Genomic DNA, 16,556 nt, shown 5'->3' on the forward strand with positions numbered 1-16,556 from the left:
GTCACAGCAATTCAGATTTGGCCGCATGGGCCCTCCCCGCAATTCGCAGGGAGGGCCCTCGTTTTATTCGGCAGCCTCCTCGGCCTCCGAGTGATCGGCCAGAAAACCGCCGGATTGGCGATTCCAGAGATCGGCGTAGACGCCGCCCTGCTGTGCCAAATCCGCATGCGATCCGGCCTCGATGATGCGGCCCTTGTCGAGGACGATCAGGCGATCCATCTCGGTCAGCGTCGACAGCCGGTGGGCGATTGCGATTACCGTCTTGCCTTCCATCAGTGCGAACAGGTTTTCCTGGATCGCCGCTTCCACTTCGGAATCGAGCGCCGAGGTCGCCTCGTCGAGCACCAGGATCGGCGCGTCCTTGAGGAAAACGCGAGCGATCGCGACGCGCTGGCGCTGGCCGCCGGACAGCTTTACGCCCCGTTCGCCAACCTGGGCATCCAGGCCCCTGCGGCCTTGCATATCGACCAGACCCTCGATGAAGTCCCAGGCATTGGCACGCTTCGCAGCCTGGATCACATCGGCGTCGCTGGCATCCGGACGCCCGTAGGCGATGTTGTCGCGTATCGAGCGATGCAGCAGCGACGTATCCTGCGTCACCACACCGATCAATTCTCGCAGGCTTTCCTGCGAGACATGAGAAATGTCCTGCCCATCGATCGTGATGCGACCTGCCTCAAGGTCGTAAAAGCGCAGCAGCAGGTTCATCAACGTCGTCTTGCCCGCACCGGAGCGACCGACCAGACCGACCTTCTCACCCGCCTTGATGTCAAGGGAGAGATTGTCGATGATGCCCTTGCCCTTGCCGTAGTGGAAGCCGATCTGTTCATAGTGGATCGCCCCCTTCTTGGCCGTGATCTGCGGCGCGCCGGGCTTGTCGACGATGTCGTGCTGCTTCGTCATCATTTCCATGCCGTCATAGACCGTGCCGATGTTCTCGAACAGAGCCGAGACCTCCCACATGATCCACTGCGACATGCCGTTGACGCGCATGGCAAGACCAATCGCAATCGCGATCGCACCGACCGAGATCTGTCCGTTCAGCCAGAACCAGATCGAAAGACCCGAAATGACGAAGAGCGCCACGCAGTTGTTGAAGTAGACCGACGCATGGAACAACGTCACCTTGCGCATCTGCTGGTGCACTGTCTGCAGGAATTCGTCCATGCCCTCCTTGGCATAGGCTTCCTCCCGCCCGGCATGCGAGAACAGCTTGACCGTCGCGATGTTGGTGTAGCTGTCGACGACGCGGCCCGTCATGATCGATCGCGCGTCCGCCTGGGTGGCGGCGATCTTGCGAAGGCGCGGGACGAAGTAGGCCACGATGGCGACATAGACGCCGAGCCAGACGAGAATCGGGATCATCAGCCGCCAGTCGGCAGCCGCGATGACAATGATCATCGTCAGGAAGTAGGTGACCACATAGACGAAGACGTCGAGGATCTTCATCATCGTTTCGCGCACCGCCAACGACGTCTGCATCACCTTCGTTGCAACACGTCCGGCAAATTCGTTGGCAAAGAAGGTCATGCTGTGCCGCATCAGGAAGCGGTGCATCTGCCAGCGCGCGATCATCGGATAGTTGCCCAGTAGCACCTGATGCATGATGAGCGAATCCAGAATGGCCGCCAGCGGCAGGCCAATCAGGATCAGCGCCGCCATCCAGGCAAGCCGATGCCATTCCGTCTGCAGGAAGGTAGCCTTGTCCGCGTTGGTCAGCCAGTCGACGACATCGCCGAGGAACTGGAAAAGAGCCACTTCGCCAATTGCGATAAGCGCCGTCAGCACGGCCATCATGCCGAGCCAGGGCGCTGCCGGCTTTGTGTAGTGCCAGCAGAAGGCAAAGAGACCTTTCGGCGGAGCCAGCGGCTCCTCGGTCGGAAAGGGATTTAGTCGCTGTTCAAACCAGCCAAACATGACAAAGCTCCGAGACTTCAGCGTTCCGGCCCGGCCCTCGCGAGAAACGTCGCGCTGAAGCACATGGGAACCGGACGTTCAAGGGACGAGGCCACGACAGCCGCGCAATGGATTGGAAATGGGAATTCAGGAAATATATGGCACTAGGAGTGCCGGATCGCCACTCGCGGATTCACGCACGGGAGGCGGCGCATATGCAGCAATATTTCCATCTTGGCGCTCCCTGCTGGCGATTAAAAGATGTGCACCGATAACGCGAATCTGGCGCAATTTCCAGCCCTGATTTGCTGGAAATTGAACATTTTGGGGTCATAATCCACCCTGTTGCGCCGAAACTACAGGTGGAATAGGTGTCCGCCGATCGAAACGCGTGAAAGAGATCAGAGATGCCCGACCTGAGACTGGCGTTTTACCAACCGGATATCCCTGGCAATACAGGGACCATCCTGCGGCTTGCAGCCTGTCTGGGCTTCGGCGTCGATATCATCGAACCCGCCGGCTTCGACATCTCGGACCGCACCCTGAAACGCGCCGGAATGGATTATATCGCCGCCGCCGCTCTCACGCGCCATGTCAATTGGGTCCGCTTTGAAGCGTGGCGAGGCACAACCGGACGCCGGCTTGTTCTTGCATCGACCAAGGCATCAGGCCGCTACACCGATTTCAATTTCCGCGCCGACGACATCCTGCTCTTCGGCCGTGAGAGTGCCGGTGTTCCTGACAATGTCCACGATGCGGCCGACGCTCGGATTGTCGTTCCGATGGTCGAGGGACAGCGTTCGATCAATGTCGCCGTGTCTGCGGCAATGATTGTCGGAGAGGCTTTGCGGCAGACCGTCTGGGGTTGATTTTATGCCGCGCTGACGCAAATGCCGGTAGCGCTGAACAATATGTCGCGAACGGCGTTGTGAAATTGCAGGACCGGCGTATAGTTTTTAGCCGGGCAATCAAAAATTCTCCCGGAACGCCGCGATTCCAACCGCTTGACGGAAAGAGATTCGACTGAAATCCGCGCTCCCGCGCGCAAGAAACGAAGAAAAGACAGAATGGAATCGACAATCGTCATGATCAACCTGTTCGGCGCGGTGGCTTTGCTGCTGTTTGGCCTTGCACAGGTGAAGGACGGCGCTTCCAGAGCCTTCGGAGCCCGGCTGCGGACCGGGCTCGCGACAGGCACCCGCAGCGGGCTGCGCTCCTTCCTGTCCGGCTTTTTCGCAACGATTGCACTTCAGAGCTCGACCGCCACCGCGCTGATGGTTGCGTCCTTCGTGGAGCGGCAACTGGTCAAACCGCGCATGGCGCAGATCGTGCTGCTCGGCGCCAATGTCGGCACGGCGGTAACCGCCTGGATCGTCGCCACCGGCATCGCGTGGCTGTCGCCGCTGGTCATTCTTGTCGGTCTCGTGCTCTACCGCAGCAGCTCCTCTTCCCGCCAAGGTGGTGGCACCGCGCTGATCGGCATCGGCCTGATGTTGCTGTCCCTGCACCTGCTCAGCAGTGCCACGGAACCGATGCGCCAATCGCCGGCGCTCGCCGCATTCATCGGTCTGCTCGACAATGCCTGGCCGGTAGCACTGGCCTTTTCAGCCGCGATTGCCTTCATCTCGTCTTCGAGCCTCGCTGCCGTCGTCCTTATTCTGTCGCTGGCCTCGACCGGTATCCTCTCGGCAGGGCTGGTGATCGTGCTGGTGCTCGGCGCCAATCTCGGCGGCGCCATTCCCCCTGTCGTTGCGTCTCTGGGCGGACCCGCCGCGGCCAAGCGCGTGACGCTCGGCAACCTGATCGTCCGGGCGATCGGCTGTGTCATCGCGTTGCCCCTCGCCGGCTACGGCGCCGACCTTCTGGAAATGCTGCCGCTGTCAGCTGCCAAGCTGCCGGTCGACGCCCATCTCGGCTTCAACCTCATTCTCGCCGCCCTCGCCTGGCCGTTCTCGCGCCCTCTCTCGCGCTTGATGCTGAAACTCGTGCCAGAAGAGGCACAGCCGGAAAACGGGCCTAAATATCTTGACCCACAGAGCCTCACGACCCCCGTCGTGGCGCTCGCCAGCGCCACCCGGGAGGTGCTCGGCGTCGGCGACCTCATCGAGCGGATGCTGATGCGCACTGCCGACGCCTTCGAGCGAAACGATCTTTCGCAGCTCAAGGAAATACTCGCTCTGGAAAAGAGGGTCGACAGCCTGCAGCAGGAGGTAAAGATCTACCTCTCCAAGCTCGGCCACGGCGGCCTGAGCGAGGAAGACGGCCGTCGTTCGATCGAGATAATCGACTACGCGATCAATCTCGAACATATCGGCGATATCATCGACAAGGGGCTGATGCCGCAGGTGACCAAGAAGGTTACACTGGGCCTCAAGTTCTCGGAAGAGGGCTATCAGGAACTCAAGAAGCTGTTCCATCTGACGATCGATAACCTGCGCATCGCCCAGACGATCTTCGTCACGCGCGACTTCAACCTTGCCAGGCAGCTGATGGAAGTGAAGGTCGAAGTCCGGCGGATGGAAAAGCAGTCCTCCGAGCGCCATCTGGAGCGCCTTCGCGATGGGCGGGCCGACAGCCTGCAGACGAGCTCCCTCCATCTCGACATGTTGCGCGATCTCAAGCGCATAAACGCTCACATCGTCTCGGTCGCGCATCCGATCCTCGACGAAAGCGGCCTGCTCATCGAGAGCCGTCTGCGCAAGGCAGCAGAGTGAGAGTTCAGTCGGCCGAGGGAAGCCGCCGCATGGTGAATTCGATCTGGTCGCCGTCGAGCTGGCGCCAGCTCTCCACTTCGGTCCAGTACGCGGCTTTCGGGTATTCCTCGAACCATTCGCGGGCCTTAGCCCGGGCATCGATGAGCGCCAGACAATATGTCTGCCGCACGAAGCGGTCATTCTTCCGGGGCGTACCCTCGGCTCGATGCGCGGCAATCCTTCGCTTCAGGCCGTCAAAGGACGGAGGTCCGGGGATCTTTGTCATAAAACCTACCTCTTCAAGGAAAAGGTAATATTGAAGATCGCTTTTTGCGAGTCGAATCTGAGCGTTCGCTCAGCCTCGCGACTGGTGCTGGCGAGAGGTCAGTGCAGCTGCTATCAGGGTCGATGATCGCAAACTACGAGTCGCATCGGATGATGCCAGCTCAGCGGAGACGAGCAGCATGGAAAGACCGGAACTTCCGAGCGGACTGCCTGACGATATCGAGGAAAAGAAGGTGGTCGCCCGGACATGGTTCGAAGGGCTCCGCGATAGCATCTGCGCCTCGTTTGAAGCCATCGAGGACGAACTGACGGGGGCCCTTTCCGATCGGCAGCCGGGCCGCTTCGTCGCCAAGAATTGGCAGCGTGAGAACGGCGCGGGCGGCGGTGGCCGCATGTCGATGATGGAAGGCCGCGTCTTCGAGAAGGTCGGTGTCCACACCTCGACCGTATACGGCGAGTTCGCACCGGACCTGCGCGCACAAATGCCCGGCGCCCAGGAGGATCCCCGCTTCTGGGCTTCCGGCATTTCGCTGATCGCACATCCGGTCAACCCGAACGTCCCGGCGGTCCATATGAACACCCGCATGGTTGTCACCTCCAGCCGCTGGTTTGGCGGTGGCGCCGACCTGACGCCGGTGCTCGATCGTCGCCGCACGCAGGAAGACGAAGACAGCGTGCTCTTTCACAAGGCGATGGAAATAGCCTGCCGCAGTCATTCGGCCGTCGCCGACTACGCCGCCTACAAGAAATGGTGCGATGAGTATTTTTTCCTCAAGCACCGCAATGAGGCCCGCGGCATCGGCGGGCTGTTCTACGACTGGCTGCATTCCAGCGACGAGGCGGGCGGCTGGGACGCCGACTTTGCCTTCACCCGCGACGTTGGAAGAGCCTTTGCGATGGTTTATCCACGGATTGTGCGCTCGAACTTCAACAAACAGTGGACAGAGGCCGATCGTGACGAACAATTGATTCGCCGTGGCCGCTATGTTGAGTTCAATCTCCTCTATGATCGTGGAACGATTTTCGGCCTGAAAACGGGGGGGAATGTGGAATCCATCCTCTCATCTTTACCCCCTCTCGTCCGCTGGCCGTGACCTCGGAAAATTGATCAGTAAAACTTCGTGAAAGGCCTTCAATTCCGAAACTGAGCTACTACCTCTGGCATGTACGCGTGCCACAATCAGGAGGTTGTCATGACGATACAAAACAGCCCAACGGCATCTGCGGATGTTCGACAGGCATCTCGCTTGGATACTCCCGAGTTCCTGAACCGCCTCGCTGAAGAGTTCAGGGCAAAGAGCGGCTCCGACTTGCCTCTCTCGTGCTTTGTCGAGCAAGTGAAGCTTCAGCTTGCCGGCGGCAGGACTCCCGAAGAACTGGATCGTTTGGCAAAAGGCCAAGACAACAAGGCTGAGGTTGATTGCTACCGAGCCTGGGCGATGCCCGAATAGCCAGCGAATGATCACGCGGCTGGCACTCCGAAGGGAACCTTCTCCCGACCTCGGACATTCAGGCAATACGCGAACGCGCAGTGCCTATCGAACTGAAAACAGGAGGAAAGAATGCGACTTTTCGAATGTGGAACGCTGGTCCCCGGATGCGACTGGCATACCCGGGCGAGCAACGATGCAGAAGTCGTGCGTCGCGCCGTCGAACATATGAGGGCCGCGCACGGGGAGACGATCATCCGCGAAAACATGGTCGACAACATCAAGGCGCGCATTCGCAACGAGGCAAACGCGGCCTGATCTAGCTGACCAGTTCGTCAAGCCGGGCGAGCAGCGCCGCCCGGTCCGAACGGAAGTTCCCCTCCACCCACTGGTCTTCCAATGCAGCGAGGATTTCCCCGACGCGCCTGCCCGCTGGAATCCCGGCTGCCACCACGTCGCTGCCGCTGATCGGGAGCTGTGGCTTCGTCCACTGCGCGGCATGGTCGAGAAGTTTACCGAGTCGTCCCGAACGGGCCATCTCGCTCATATCTCCTTCCGCCTTGCCCCGCGCCAATGCCAAGGCGAGCTTTAGCCGCGTTGCGATACCGTCAGCACCGTTCCTGTAAAGAAGCCGCTCAAAGGCTGCGGACGACAGTTCGTCGTTCACCGGAGCCGCATTTGCCCATGATTTGAGGTAGGCCGCCTCGGCATTCGAGAGTTTCAGTCGCGCAGCCATTTTCTCCAGTCGTGCGGCGTCAGGGGGGACAATGGCAGCGAGGCGCAAAAGCGGATCAGGTTTCCAGCCGAGTGCCTTTTCGGTCGCAATCAGCGCCGGGATCGCGTCGATGCCCCATTTCTCCGTTTCCGGCAGGATTTCGGCAAGCACCGTGACCTGCCGCATCCACAAAAGCGCACGGCCCGGATCTCCGGCCGAAAGCAGCTTGCGAAGCTCCGACCACACCCTCTCGGCTGAAAGCGTCCCGAGCTTCGACTTGGCTGCTGCGCACGCCCTCAGACCATCCGCATCCGGCCGGCCCGAGCCGTAATAGGCAAAGAAACGGAAGAACCGCAATATCCGTAGGTAATCCTCGGCGATGCGTGTCGACGCGTCGCCGATGAAGCGGATATTGCGCTTCTCAATATCTGCAAGCCCCCCGATCAGATCGATGACATCGCCAGCGGAATCGAGATAGAGCGCATTGATCGTCAGGTCACGGCGCTCCGCATCCGTCTGCCAGTCCGTGCTGAACGCCACCTTGGCGCGTCGACCGTCTGTCTCCACGTCCGTTCTGAGTGTCGTAACCTCGAATGGCTTTCCATCGACGACGAGGGTCACCGTGCCATGCTCTACGCCTGTCGGGATGGCTTTTATCCCAGCCGCCGCGGCGCGCTCGATCACCGCGTCAGGTGTCAACGTCGTCGCGACGTCGATATCGCTAACCGGCAATCCCATGATGCCGTTGCGAACCGCGCCACCGACCACGCGCCCCTCGCCGCCATCGGCGTTGAGCAACGAGAATACGCGCGCCAGCGCCGGATCCTTGAACCAGGCTTCGTGGGCAAGGCTGGTCATGCGTAAAGCCTTTCATAGAGGGTGCGGACGATGCCGGCGGTGATGCCCCAGATCATCCGTGTTTCATAGGGCATCCGGTAAAAATGCCGCTCAAGGCCGTCGAGCATGCGCTTGTCACGCGTGTGATTGGCCGGATTCATCAGGAAAGACAGCGGCACCTCGAAGACATCGTCGACTTCGCTCGGGTTGAGCTTCAGTTCAAAACCACGCTGAACGACGGCAAGGACCGGTGTAATGCGGAAGCCAGTCGACGCCAGATAGTTGGGCAATCGCCCGACCGTCTCTACAAACGCGTCCTTCAGCCCGATCTCTTCATCCGCCTCGCGGATCGCCGCCTTTTCGGGAGATCCGTCGACATCGTCGATCTTGCCACCGGGAAAGGCGATCTGCCCGGAATGCTTGCGCAGCGTAGAAGTGCGCAGCGTAAAGATCACATGCGCCTCGTCGCCGTCATCGACAACCGGCACCAGCACGGCGGCGTCACGCAGCTTGAAGGTTTCCACCTGCGCGACGATATCCGGATTGAGGATGTGATCGCCGTGGTCGCGCCAGGAGTGATCCACAGGCCCACCGCTCTGGTGCAACGCCCGTCGACGGAATTCCGAAGCGGAATAAAGCGGATGATGGTCGGTCAACGCACGGGTCATCGCGAAAGCGCATCCAGTTCATCGGCGGGCATGACTGGAAAGGTCCTGCCGCCCGAGCGCAGGCAAAACATCCTTATACCATCGATATCGAGCGTTTCGCCGCGCTCGACCAGTTCATACATCACAGCGCGCGAAACGAGGGCTTCGAGCCGGCCGCGGACGTGCAGGTAGGGCTTCAATTCGCTGTTTTCTCCCTGGATCACAAAGCGCAGCGGATGGTCCGCTCCGGCTTCGATGACGTCGCCGACATTGGTACGAAAAGTGAGCAGCGGCTCTCCAGCCTGTTCGCCCGCATTCATTTCGGTGGCGATGAAGGGTGCGTCCACGACCCTGACGCCGACCTTTTCCACAGGAGTCACAAGATATGTCTTCCCGTCCTCGTCCTTGCGCAGGACGGTCGAAAACAGCCTGACGAGCGGGGCGCGACCAATTGGAGTCCCCATGTAGAACCACGTCCCGTCTGCCCGGATCTCCATGTCGATATCGCCGCAAAAGGGCGGATTCCATTTCTCGACCGGCGGTGGACCCCGTTTTTTGTCACCGGCGTCACCGGCAGCGCGCGAAATCAGCGCGGCAAGACCCGCCGCATCCGTCGTCGCCTTGATATCGTCGGCTGCCATTGTTCCGTCCCGGTTTGCACTTAACTCAAGAATGTCACGAGATAGTCATTCGAAACGAACTTGTCAGCCCGTAACAATCTCATAACTCTATCGGGTATGAGGCACAGGTGTAAGTCCGCCGATTCGTGACGAATGAGATCAGCCGCTGGAGATGCCTGATGGGTATGATGAAGACCGACGCCCCCCTCGATGAAAAGGCGATCGTCGCCGCAGCCGAAAAAGCGCTTGCCGATATCGCCACCGTCCGGGGCGAGGTCTCGAAGGTGATCTTCGGCCAGGAAAGCGTCGTCGAGAATACGCTTCTCGCCGTCTTATCTGGTGGCCACGCCCTTCTTGTCGGCGTCCCTGGCCTTGCTAAGACCAAGCTCGTCACCACGCTCGGAGAAGTGCTCGGTCTTGGCGCCAACCGCATCCAGTTCACGCCAGACCTGATGCCGTCTGATATTCTCGGCTCCGAGGTCATGGATCAGGATGATAGCGGCCGCCGCTCCTTCCGGTTCGTCAAGGGCCCGGTCTTCGCCCAATTGCTGATGGCTGACGAAATCAATCGCGCCTCGCCGCGCACCCAGTCGGCGCTGCTGCAGTCCATGCAGGAATACCACATCACCGTCGCGGGCCAGCGCTACGACCTGCCGACGCCGTTCCACGTCCTCGCCACCCAGAACCCGCTGGAGCAGGAGGGGACCTATCCCCTGCCCGAAGCACAGCTCGACCGATTTTTGCTGCAGGTGGACGTTCACTATCCCGAGCTTGCCGCCGAGCGCCAGATCCTGCTGGAAACGACGGGCCTCGGCGAAACCAAGCCGCAAGCCGTCCTCAACGCCGAACGCTTGGTCGAGATCCAGACCCTTATCCGCCAGATGCCGGTCAGCGACAAAGTGGTAGATGGCATCCTCTCCCTCGTCCGCTCCGCCCGTCCCGGTCAGGGCAATGCCTCCACCGACAAGAACGTCGCCTGGGGCCCCGGCCCTCGTGCCGGCCAGGCAATGATGCTCTGCGCTCGTGCCCGCGCCCTTTATGAAGGCCGCCTCGCGCCATCCCTCGACGATGTCCACGCGCTCGCCGAGCCCATTCTCCAGCACCGTATGGCGCTGACGTTCGCCGCCCGTGCCGAAGGCATGTCGGTCCGTGACGTGATCGCTGAACTGGTCAAGCAGGCCAAGGGATAAGGAAGCCTCACGCGTGGCATCTATCGGACAGACCGTCAATCCGACTTCCGGCAGTGATGCCCTTGCACGCGCCCGTCAGCGTGCCAGCCTCGTGCCGGACTGCCTGGTGGAAGCCAAGCGCATAGCCAACTCGGTGATCGCCGGCTGGCACGGTCGTCGCAAACGCGGGATCGGCGAAAACTTCTGGCAGTTTCGTCCCTATACCGAAGGCGAAAGCCTGTCACGCATCGACTGGCGGCGTTCCGCCCGCGACGACCATACCTATATTCGCGACCGAGAATGGGAAGCGGCCCACACCATCTGGCTATGGGCCGACATGTCACCGTCGATGATGTACAAATCGACCTTCGCCAGCGCTTCAAAGGAGAGCCGAGCCCTCGTCATCATGCTGGCGCTGGCTGAAATCCTGGCCCGTTCCGGCGAGCGCATAGGATGCCCAGGTGTGATGGAGCCGGTCTCGGCACGCAATGCGGCCGAACGTCTCGCCACAGCGCTGATACATGCTCCATTGACCGGCGGACTGCCGGAAACAGCAATGATCCGGGGCTGGAGCGAACTTGTGCTGATCGGCGATTTTCTCGACGATGCGCGCGCCGTCATGGCCCGCATCTCCCCCCTAGCCCGGCGTGGCCTGCGCGGTCATGTCATCGAGGTCGCCGATCCCGCCGAGGAGCTTTTCCCCTACAACGGACGAACCGAGTTTACCGACCCCGAGACGGGTTCGAAGCTCACCTCCGGCCGCGCCGAGAACATTCGCGATGCCTATAGCCGCGCCTATCTCGCCCGCCGCGACGAACTCGGCCAGGCGCTGCGCCATATCGGTTGGACCTTTGTAAGCCATCGCACCGACCATCTCGCCTCCGAGGCCCTGGTTGCGGTTCACATGTATCTGTCCGGCATGCCCGCCAAGGCAAACCACGGAGGGCAACTTTGAACGCCCTCCCCTTTGCGTTTGCCTACCCCGCGATCCTTGGCGCGCTCGCCGCACTTCCGGTCATCTGGTGGCTGCTGCGCCTGACGCCGCCCCGGCCAAAGAGCGAAGTCTTCCCACCGCTGAGGATTCTGGCAACGGTGCTGAAGCGCGAGGAAACGCCGGCGCAGAGCCCTTGGTGGCTGACGCTCCTGCGTATGCTGCTTGCAGCCGCGGTTATCCTCGCCATCGCCGATCCCGTCTTCAATCCGCGCACGAGTTCACTCGCCTCGGGCGGTCCGCTCGTTCTCTTTGTCGATAATAGCTGGGCGACGGCCCCCGATTGGGAGCGTCGTGTAAAGACGGCTGATGCGCTGATAGACGATGCCGAAGCGGCAGGAACGCCGGTTGCCATAGCCTTCACCGCAGATCCGACCAACGACGCCGTTCCCGGGACCGCAGCCGCAGCTCGCGACAAACTGCGGGCCGCGGAGCCGAAGCCCCTCGTCCCCGACCGTCAACGGGCCTTCGAGGCACTGCGCGCTGCGCTCAACGGCGTTCACCCCGGGACGCTGGCCTTTCTGACCGATGGCGCCGCATCACGCGACAACGACGCGACCGTCCGCCAGCTCTCGGACCTGCAGCCGGCGCAACTGCGGCTGGTCGAGGGTGACGCGGCGGAGACCATTGCCATCACATCGGCGAACAACGCTGCGGATTCGATGACCGTTACCGCCACGCGGTTGAACAGCGGCGCTGCCGCCTCACTGCCGCTGACGGCGCAAGATGCGCAGGGCCGACCGATTGCCACGGGCTCTGTCAACTTTCAGCCCGGCCAGGCTGTCGCCACCGGCGCCATCGCCGCCCCCTTCGAAATGCGAAACGACTTCGCCCGCCTCAGCATCGACAATCATGCGACGGCAGGCGCGGTCCATCTACTCGATGACGGCTTCAAGCGTCGGCGCGTCGTCCTGCTCTCGGGCGAAGCGGGCGATACCTTTCAGCCGCTGCTGTCGCCGCTCTACTATATCCAGCGCGCCCTGCAGCCTTATGCCGACCTGATCGAGCCGAACACGCCTGATCTCGCGACGTCGATCCCCGACCTCCTCTCACAAAATCCGTCCGTCATCGTGATGGCCGATATCGGCAGGCTGCCGCAGGACACCTACGAACCGCTACAGCGCTGGATCGCCAACGGCGGGACGCTGATCCGTTTCGCCGGACCACGCCTCGCTGCCGCGCCCGCCGATGACCCGCTGGTTCCGGTCACGCTACGCCAGGGCGAGCGCGCGCTCGGTGGCGCGCTGTCATGGGCCGAACCGCAACCGCTTGCCGAGTTCCCGAACTTCGGCCCCTTTGCAGGAATGCCGAAGCCCACCGACGTGACCATCAAGCGCCAGGTCCTGGCGGAACCGACGCCGGACCTCGCCGAACGCACCTGGGCAAGTCTTGCCGACGGAACGCCATTGGTGACGACGAAGCCGATCAGTGCCGGCCGGATCGTGCTGTTCCATGTCAGTGCGGAGGCAACCTGGTCGGATCTGCCGATCTCCGGCAACTTCGTCGAAATGCTGCGCCGGCTTGTACAACTCTCCCGCTCGGGTGGTGTAACCTCGGAAACCGGCGGCGCCGCCACCGCCGAAGCCCTGCCGCCGTTTCGCCTGCTGACGGCATTGGGGGCACTGACCACGGAAACAGGAACCGCTCGGCCGCTGATTCCCAATGCGAAGGTCACCCCTGTCGCCGGATTTGACAATCCGCCCGGACTCTATGGTTCAGAAGAAGGCTTTACGGCGTTGAATGTCCTACAGAAAGATGCCGAGCTGAAACCGCTCGACACCTCGGGTGTGACAGCCGTTCGTGAAGGGCTGATCGGCGGTGAAACGTGGTCAGCCAAGCCGGCTCTTTTCCTGATAGCATTCCTGCTCCTGCTGGCAGACAGTCTGATTGTGATGTTCATGAGTGGTGCTTTCTCTCGCCTGCGCCCCGCGGCCCGCACGGCCGCTCTGGTCGCCGTGGCTCTCAGCGCTGCGCTTCTGCTGCTGCCCGACCGTTCCCGGGCCGATGACTCCAAACCGGGTGACGACCAGATATTCCAGCGGCTGGACAATACGCATTTGGCCTATGTCGTCACCGGCGAGCAGGATGTCGACAACATTTCGGAACGCGGGCTCGAAGGTCTGACCGAGTTCCTGACGTTCCGGACAACGCTTGAGCCGGCACCGCCCGTCGGGCTCGACTTGACGAAAGACGAACTGGCCTTCTATCCAATCATCTACTGGCCGGTTACGGCCACAGCGCCGATGCCGTCGGCCGCTGCGATCAACAGGATTGACGCCTACATGCGGTCCGGCGGAACAGTGCTGTTTGACACGCGTGACCAGTTCAGCGCGCTTGATACTGGCGGCGGGCCGGCCAGCGCCAATGGCGAGCGCCTGCAGCAGATTCTTGCCAATCTGGACATTCCACCACTTGAACCGGTTCCGACCGACCATGTTCTGACGAAGTCCTTCTACCTGCTTTCGAGCTTCCCCGGTCGCTACGCAGGCAGCCCATTATGGATCGAGGCCCGGCAGGACAATCACGCCGCCAACCCCAAGTCGACGGGGTCGGCCGACGGGGTGTCCCCGATTCTGATCACCGGCAACGATTTCGCCGGCGCCTGGGCTGTCGACCAGAGCGGCATGCCAATGCTGCCGACGGTGCCGCCGGATGAAATGCAACGCGAATACGCCTACCGCAGCGGCGTCAACATCATGATGTACATGCTCACCGGCAACTACAAGACCGACCAGGTCCATATCCCTGCCCTGCTGGAACGGTTGGGACAGTGATATGACAGTTGATTTTTCGCCGTTCATTCCATGGCCGATCCTGGCGGCACTGACGTTTGTTGCGGTTGTCATCGCAGCCTTCGCTATCTGGCGCGGCATTCGTGGCGCCTGGATTCGTTCGATCGCCGCGCTGGCCCTGCTGGCCGCCTTGGCCAATCCCCTGCTGCTTCAGGAGGATCGCGAGCATCTGTCGACGGTCGTGCCCGTCATCGTCGATCGCAGCCAGAGCCAGCAGACACCCGAACGCATCGAGATGACGAATGACGCTCTGGCGCAGTTGAAGGATCGCCTTGCGCGTTTCCCGGATATCGAGCCCCGTTACGTGGATGCAACGGAGCCGGAAGGGTCCGACGCCCCGTCGACCCGCCTCTTCAACGCGCTTTCCGCAGCTGTCGCCGACGTTCCGCCTGCCCGTATCGGCGGCGCAATTATGCTGACCGATGGCGAGGTGCACGATGTCCCCGGTGTCAATCAGGCTCTTGGATTCGACGCACCCATCCACGGTCTGATCACCGGCAAGGCCAATGAATTCGACCGCCGCATCGAGGTCATCAAGGCACCGCGCTTCGGCATCGTCAATGAGGAGCAGCAACTGGTGCTGCGCGTCTTCGACGACGGCCCTAGCCCCGGCGGCACCGCCAACGTCACCGTGAAGTTGAACGGCGACGAAATCGCCACGCTGCAGGCCACCCCGGGCCAAGATACGCCCTTCTCCTTCAAGGTCTCTCGCGGTGGCAGCAACGTTCTCGAATTTTCCGTTGCCGGTCTGCCCGGCGAAGTCACGGAGGCAAACAACCGGGCCGTCCACGTCATCGACGGGATCCGCGAGAACCTGCGCGTGCTCCTCGTCTCGGGCGAGCCGCATGCGGGCGAACGTGCATGGCGCAATCTGTTGAAATCCGACGCCTCGGTCGACCTCGTACACTTCACGATCCTGCGTCCACCGGAAAAACAGGACGGCACGCCGATTAATGAACTGTCGCTGATCGCTTTCCCGACGCGCGAACTCTTCGTCGACAAGATCAAGGACTTCGACCTGATCATTTTCGACCGTTATCAGCACCGCGGCGTACTGCCGATCCTGTACTACGACTACATCGCGCAATATGTCGAGAACGGGGGCGCACTGCTGATCGCGGCCGGCCCTGAACATGCCGGTCAGGATTCGATCGCTCTGACCCCGCTGTCATCGGTCCTGCCTGCTGCCCCGACCGGCCAGATGGTCGAGAAGGCCTTTTATCCGCGCCTCTCCGACGAGGGGAAGAAGCACCCAGTCACCCGCGGCCTCGACGGTTCATCCGACGAGCCGCCGCACTGGGGCCGCTGGTTCCGCAGTGTCGATGTCGACCCGCCGCAGGGCCAGACGGTCATGGTCGGCGCAGACAATCACCCGCTGCTTGTGTTGAACCGTGCCGGACAAGGCCGTGTCGCCATGCTGCTCTCCGATCAGGGTTGGCTCTGGGCCCGTGGCTTCGAGGGCGGTGGTCCGCATGTCTCGCTCTACCGCCGGATCGCCCACTGGCTGATGAAGGAGCCTGCGCTTGAGGAGGAAGCACTGACCGCTCGCGCCTCCGGCCGAACACTGGAAATCACCCGCCAGACGATCGGTGGAGCTCCCGGCGATGCCACCGTGCGCTACCCGTCCGGACGGACCGAAACCCTTCCGCTGGAACAATCCGAGCCAGGCCTGTTCAAGGCCGAGAAAAAGATGGACGAGATCGGCCTCTTCGAGATCCGCAATGGCGACTTGATCACGCTTGTTCATGTCGGTGCAGTCGACGCTCCGGAATTCAAGGCGATGATCTCGACGACAGAGGCGCTGAAACCTATCGCCGACAAGACCAGGGGTCTCACCGCCCGCGTTTCTGACGCGAACGGCGCAATCAGCATTCCACCGATCCTGCCGGTTCGTGGCCAAATTCGCGTCGCCGATGGCGAGCGGATGCAGCTCCATATGACAAACGAGACGGTGCTTAAGGGCATCAACACCTTGCCGCTTTTCGCAGGCTTTGCCGGTGTCGGCATTCTGTTGCTTGCGTTCGGTTCCATGTGGTGGCGCGAGGGTCGATAGACCATGGCCGGCTTGGAGCTGACAGCCTCGCCCTCCCCCGAGGACCTTGCCGCGATCGGCGACGCACTCGCCGCATTCAACATCAGCGATGTCGGCCCTGCGGAACGGCAGGTGCTCGCCGTTCTCATTCGCGATACCGACGGCAAGATAACGGGTGGGCTGTCAGGCTATACTGCCTGGGGGTGGCTTTTCACCCAGTGGCTCTACATCCCCGACAGCGAGCGCGGCAAAGGGTTGGCAGCCAAGATTCTATCCATGGCCGAACAAGAGGCCGCCGCGCGCGGTTGTCACGGCGCCTGGATCGATACATTCAATCCGCGGGCGCTCCGCGTCTACCAGCGGCATGGGTATGAGGTCTTCGGAGAACTGCCCGACTTCCCAAGGGGCCGAACGCGCAGCTTCCTGCGAAAGCTGCTGGACCAGTAGCC

General features: G+C 61.7%; 15 protein-coding genes. 10 read left to right on the forward strand and 5 right to left on the reverse strand.

From position 1 onward, the window contains the following. Window positions 1-63 precede the first annotated feature (63 nt). Window positions 64-1,917 (reverse strand): ABC transporter ATP-binding protein, encoded by a 1,854-nt coding sequence (locus tag ASC90_RS25595; protein ID WP_056546889.1) that lies wholly within the window; start codon window positions 1,915-1,917, stop codon window positions 64-66. Window positions 1,918-2,303: 386 nt separating this feature from the next. Between ASC90_RS25595 and ASC90_RS25600 the strand changes: the two genes are divergently transcribed. Next, on the forward strand, window positions 2,304-2,765 hold the full coding sequence (locus tag ASC90_RS25600) for a tRNA (cytidine(34)-2'-O)-methyltransferase (protein ID WP_056546892.1): 462 nt from the start codon (window positions 2,304-2,306) through the stop codon (window positions 2,763-2,765). A 198-nt stretch (window positions 2,766-2,963) separates the two neighbouring features. Continuing rightward, window positions 2,964-4,610: a Na/Pi cotransporter family protein gene (locus ASC90_RS25605; protein ID WP_056546894.1), complete on the forward strand. Its 1,647-nt coding sequence runs from the start codon at window positions 2,964-2,966 to the stop codon at window positions 4,608-4,610. A gap of 4 nt (window positions 4,611-4,614) precedes the next feature. Here the strand turns inward: ASC90_RS25605 and ASC90_RS25610 are convergent, their stop codons facing one another. Beyond that, the gene (locus tag ASC90_RS25610; protein ID WP_056546897.1) at window positions 4,615-4,875 is read right to left on the reverse strand and encodes a hypothetical protein; all 261 of its coding nucleotides are present in this window, start codon (window positions 4,873-4,875) and stop codon (window positions 4,615-4,617) included. 178 nt (window positions 4,876-5,053) lie between these two features. On the opposite strand from ASC90_RS25610, the gene hemF reads away from it, so the two are divergent. The 3 genes from hemF to ASC90_RS25625 all read left to right on the forward strand — a co-directional run bounded on the left by hemF (window position 5,054) and on the right by ASC90_RS25625 (window position 6,622). Further along, the gene (gene hemF, locus ASC90_RS25615) at window positions 5,054-5,968 is read left to right on the forward strand and encodes an oxygen-dependent coproporphyrinogen oxidase (RefSeq protein ID WP_056546900.1); all 915 of its coding nucleotides are present in this window, start codon (window positions 5,054-5,056) and stop codon (window positions 5,966-5,968) included. Between the two features lie 99 nt (window positions 5,969-6,067). Further along, window positions 6,068-6,325 carry a hypothetical protein gene (locus ASC90_RS25620; protein ID WP_056546903.1) on the forward strand — a complete coding sequence of 86 codons (258 nt, stop codon included), beginning with the start codon at window positions 6,068-6,070 and terminating at the stop codon, window positions 6,323-6,325. A gap of 111 nt (window positions 6,326-6,436) precedes the next feature. Next, window positions 6,437-6,622, forward strand: coding sequence for a DUF1059 domain-containing protein (locus ASC90_RS25625; protein ID WP_056546906.1), 186 nt, complete (start codon window positions 6,437-6,439; stop codon window positions 6,620-6,622). 1 nt (window position 6,623) lies between these two features. Here ASC90_RS25625 and ASC90_RS25630 read toward each other — a convergent pair whose 3' ends face one another. The 3 genes from ASC90_RS25630 to ASC90_RS25640 are packed head-to-tail and all read right to left on the reverse strand — an operon-like array spanning window position 6,624 to window position 9,144. After that, entirely contained in the window at window positions 6,624-7,877 is a 1,254-nt protein-coding gene (locus ASC90_RS25630) for a CCA tRNA nucleotidyltransferase (protein WP_056546909.1), read from the reverse strand. After that, entirely contained in the window at window positions 7,874-8,524 is a 651-nt protein-coding gene (locus tag ASC90_RS25635; protein WP_056546913.1) for a CoA pyrophosphatase, read from the reverse strand. Before ASC90_RS25635 ends, ASC90_RS25630 begins: the two co-directional genes overlap by 4 nt. After that, a complete protein-coding gene (locus ASC90_RS25640; RefSeq protein ID WP_056546916.1) occupies window positions 8,521-9,144 on the reverse strand; it encodes a DUF1285 domain-containing protein in 624 nt (207 codons plus the stop codon). The genes ASC90_RS25635 and ASC90_RS25640 overlap by 4 nt, the downstream gene beginning before the upstream one ends. Before the next feature lie 158 nt (window positions 9,145-9,302). Here ASC90_RS25640 and ASC90_RS25645 point away from each other — a divergent pair, with 158 nt between their 5' ends. The 5 genes from ASC90_RS25645 to ASC90_RS25665 are packed head-to-tail and all read left to right on the forward strand — an operon-like array spanning window position 9,303 to window position 16,554. After that, on the forward strand, window positions 9,303-10,313 hold the full coding sequence (locus ASC90_RS25645; RefSeq protein ID WP_056546919.1) for a MoxR family ATPase: 1,011 nt from the start codon (window positions 9,303-9,305) through the stop codon (window positions 10,311-10,313). Between the two features lie 13 nt (window positions 10,314-10,326). Then, window positions 10,327-11,247, forward strand: a complete 921-nt coding sequence (locus tag ASC90_RS25650) for a DUF58 domain-containing protein (protein ID WP_056546922.1) — start codon at window positions 10,327-10,329, stop codon at window positions 11,245-11,247. Next, complete coding sequence (locus tag ASC90_RS25655; protein WP_056546925.1) at window positions 11,244-14,057, forward strand: DUF4159 domain-containing protein; 2,814 nt, start codon at window positions 11,244-11,246, stop codon at window positions 14,055-14,057. Before ASC90_RS25650 ends, ASC90_RS25655 begins: the two co-directional genes overlap by 4 nt. A 1-nt stretch (window position 14,058) precedes the next feature. After that, entirely contained in the window at window positions 14,059-16,128 is a 2,070-nt protein-coding gene (locus ASC90_RS25660) for a hypothetical protein (protein WP_056546928.1), read from the forward strand. A gap of 3 nt (window positions 16,129-16,131) precedes the next feature. Further along, a complete protein-coding gene (locus tag ASC90_RS25665) occupies window positions 16,132-16,554 on the forward strand; it encodes a GNAT family N-acetyltransferase (RefSeq protein ID WP_056546931.1) in 423 nt (140 codons plus the stop codon). Window positions 16,555-16,556 lie beyond the last annotated feature (2 nt).

It is taken from the genome of Rhizobium sp. Root1220 (genome assembly GCF_001426265.1).
Classification (GTDB): domain Bacteria; phylum Pseudomonadota; class Alphaproteobacteria; order Rhizobiales; family Rhizobiaceae; genus Rhizobium.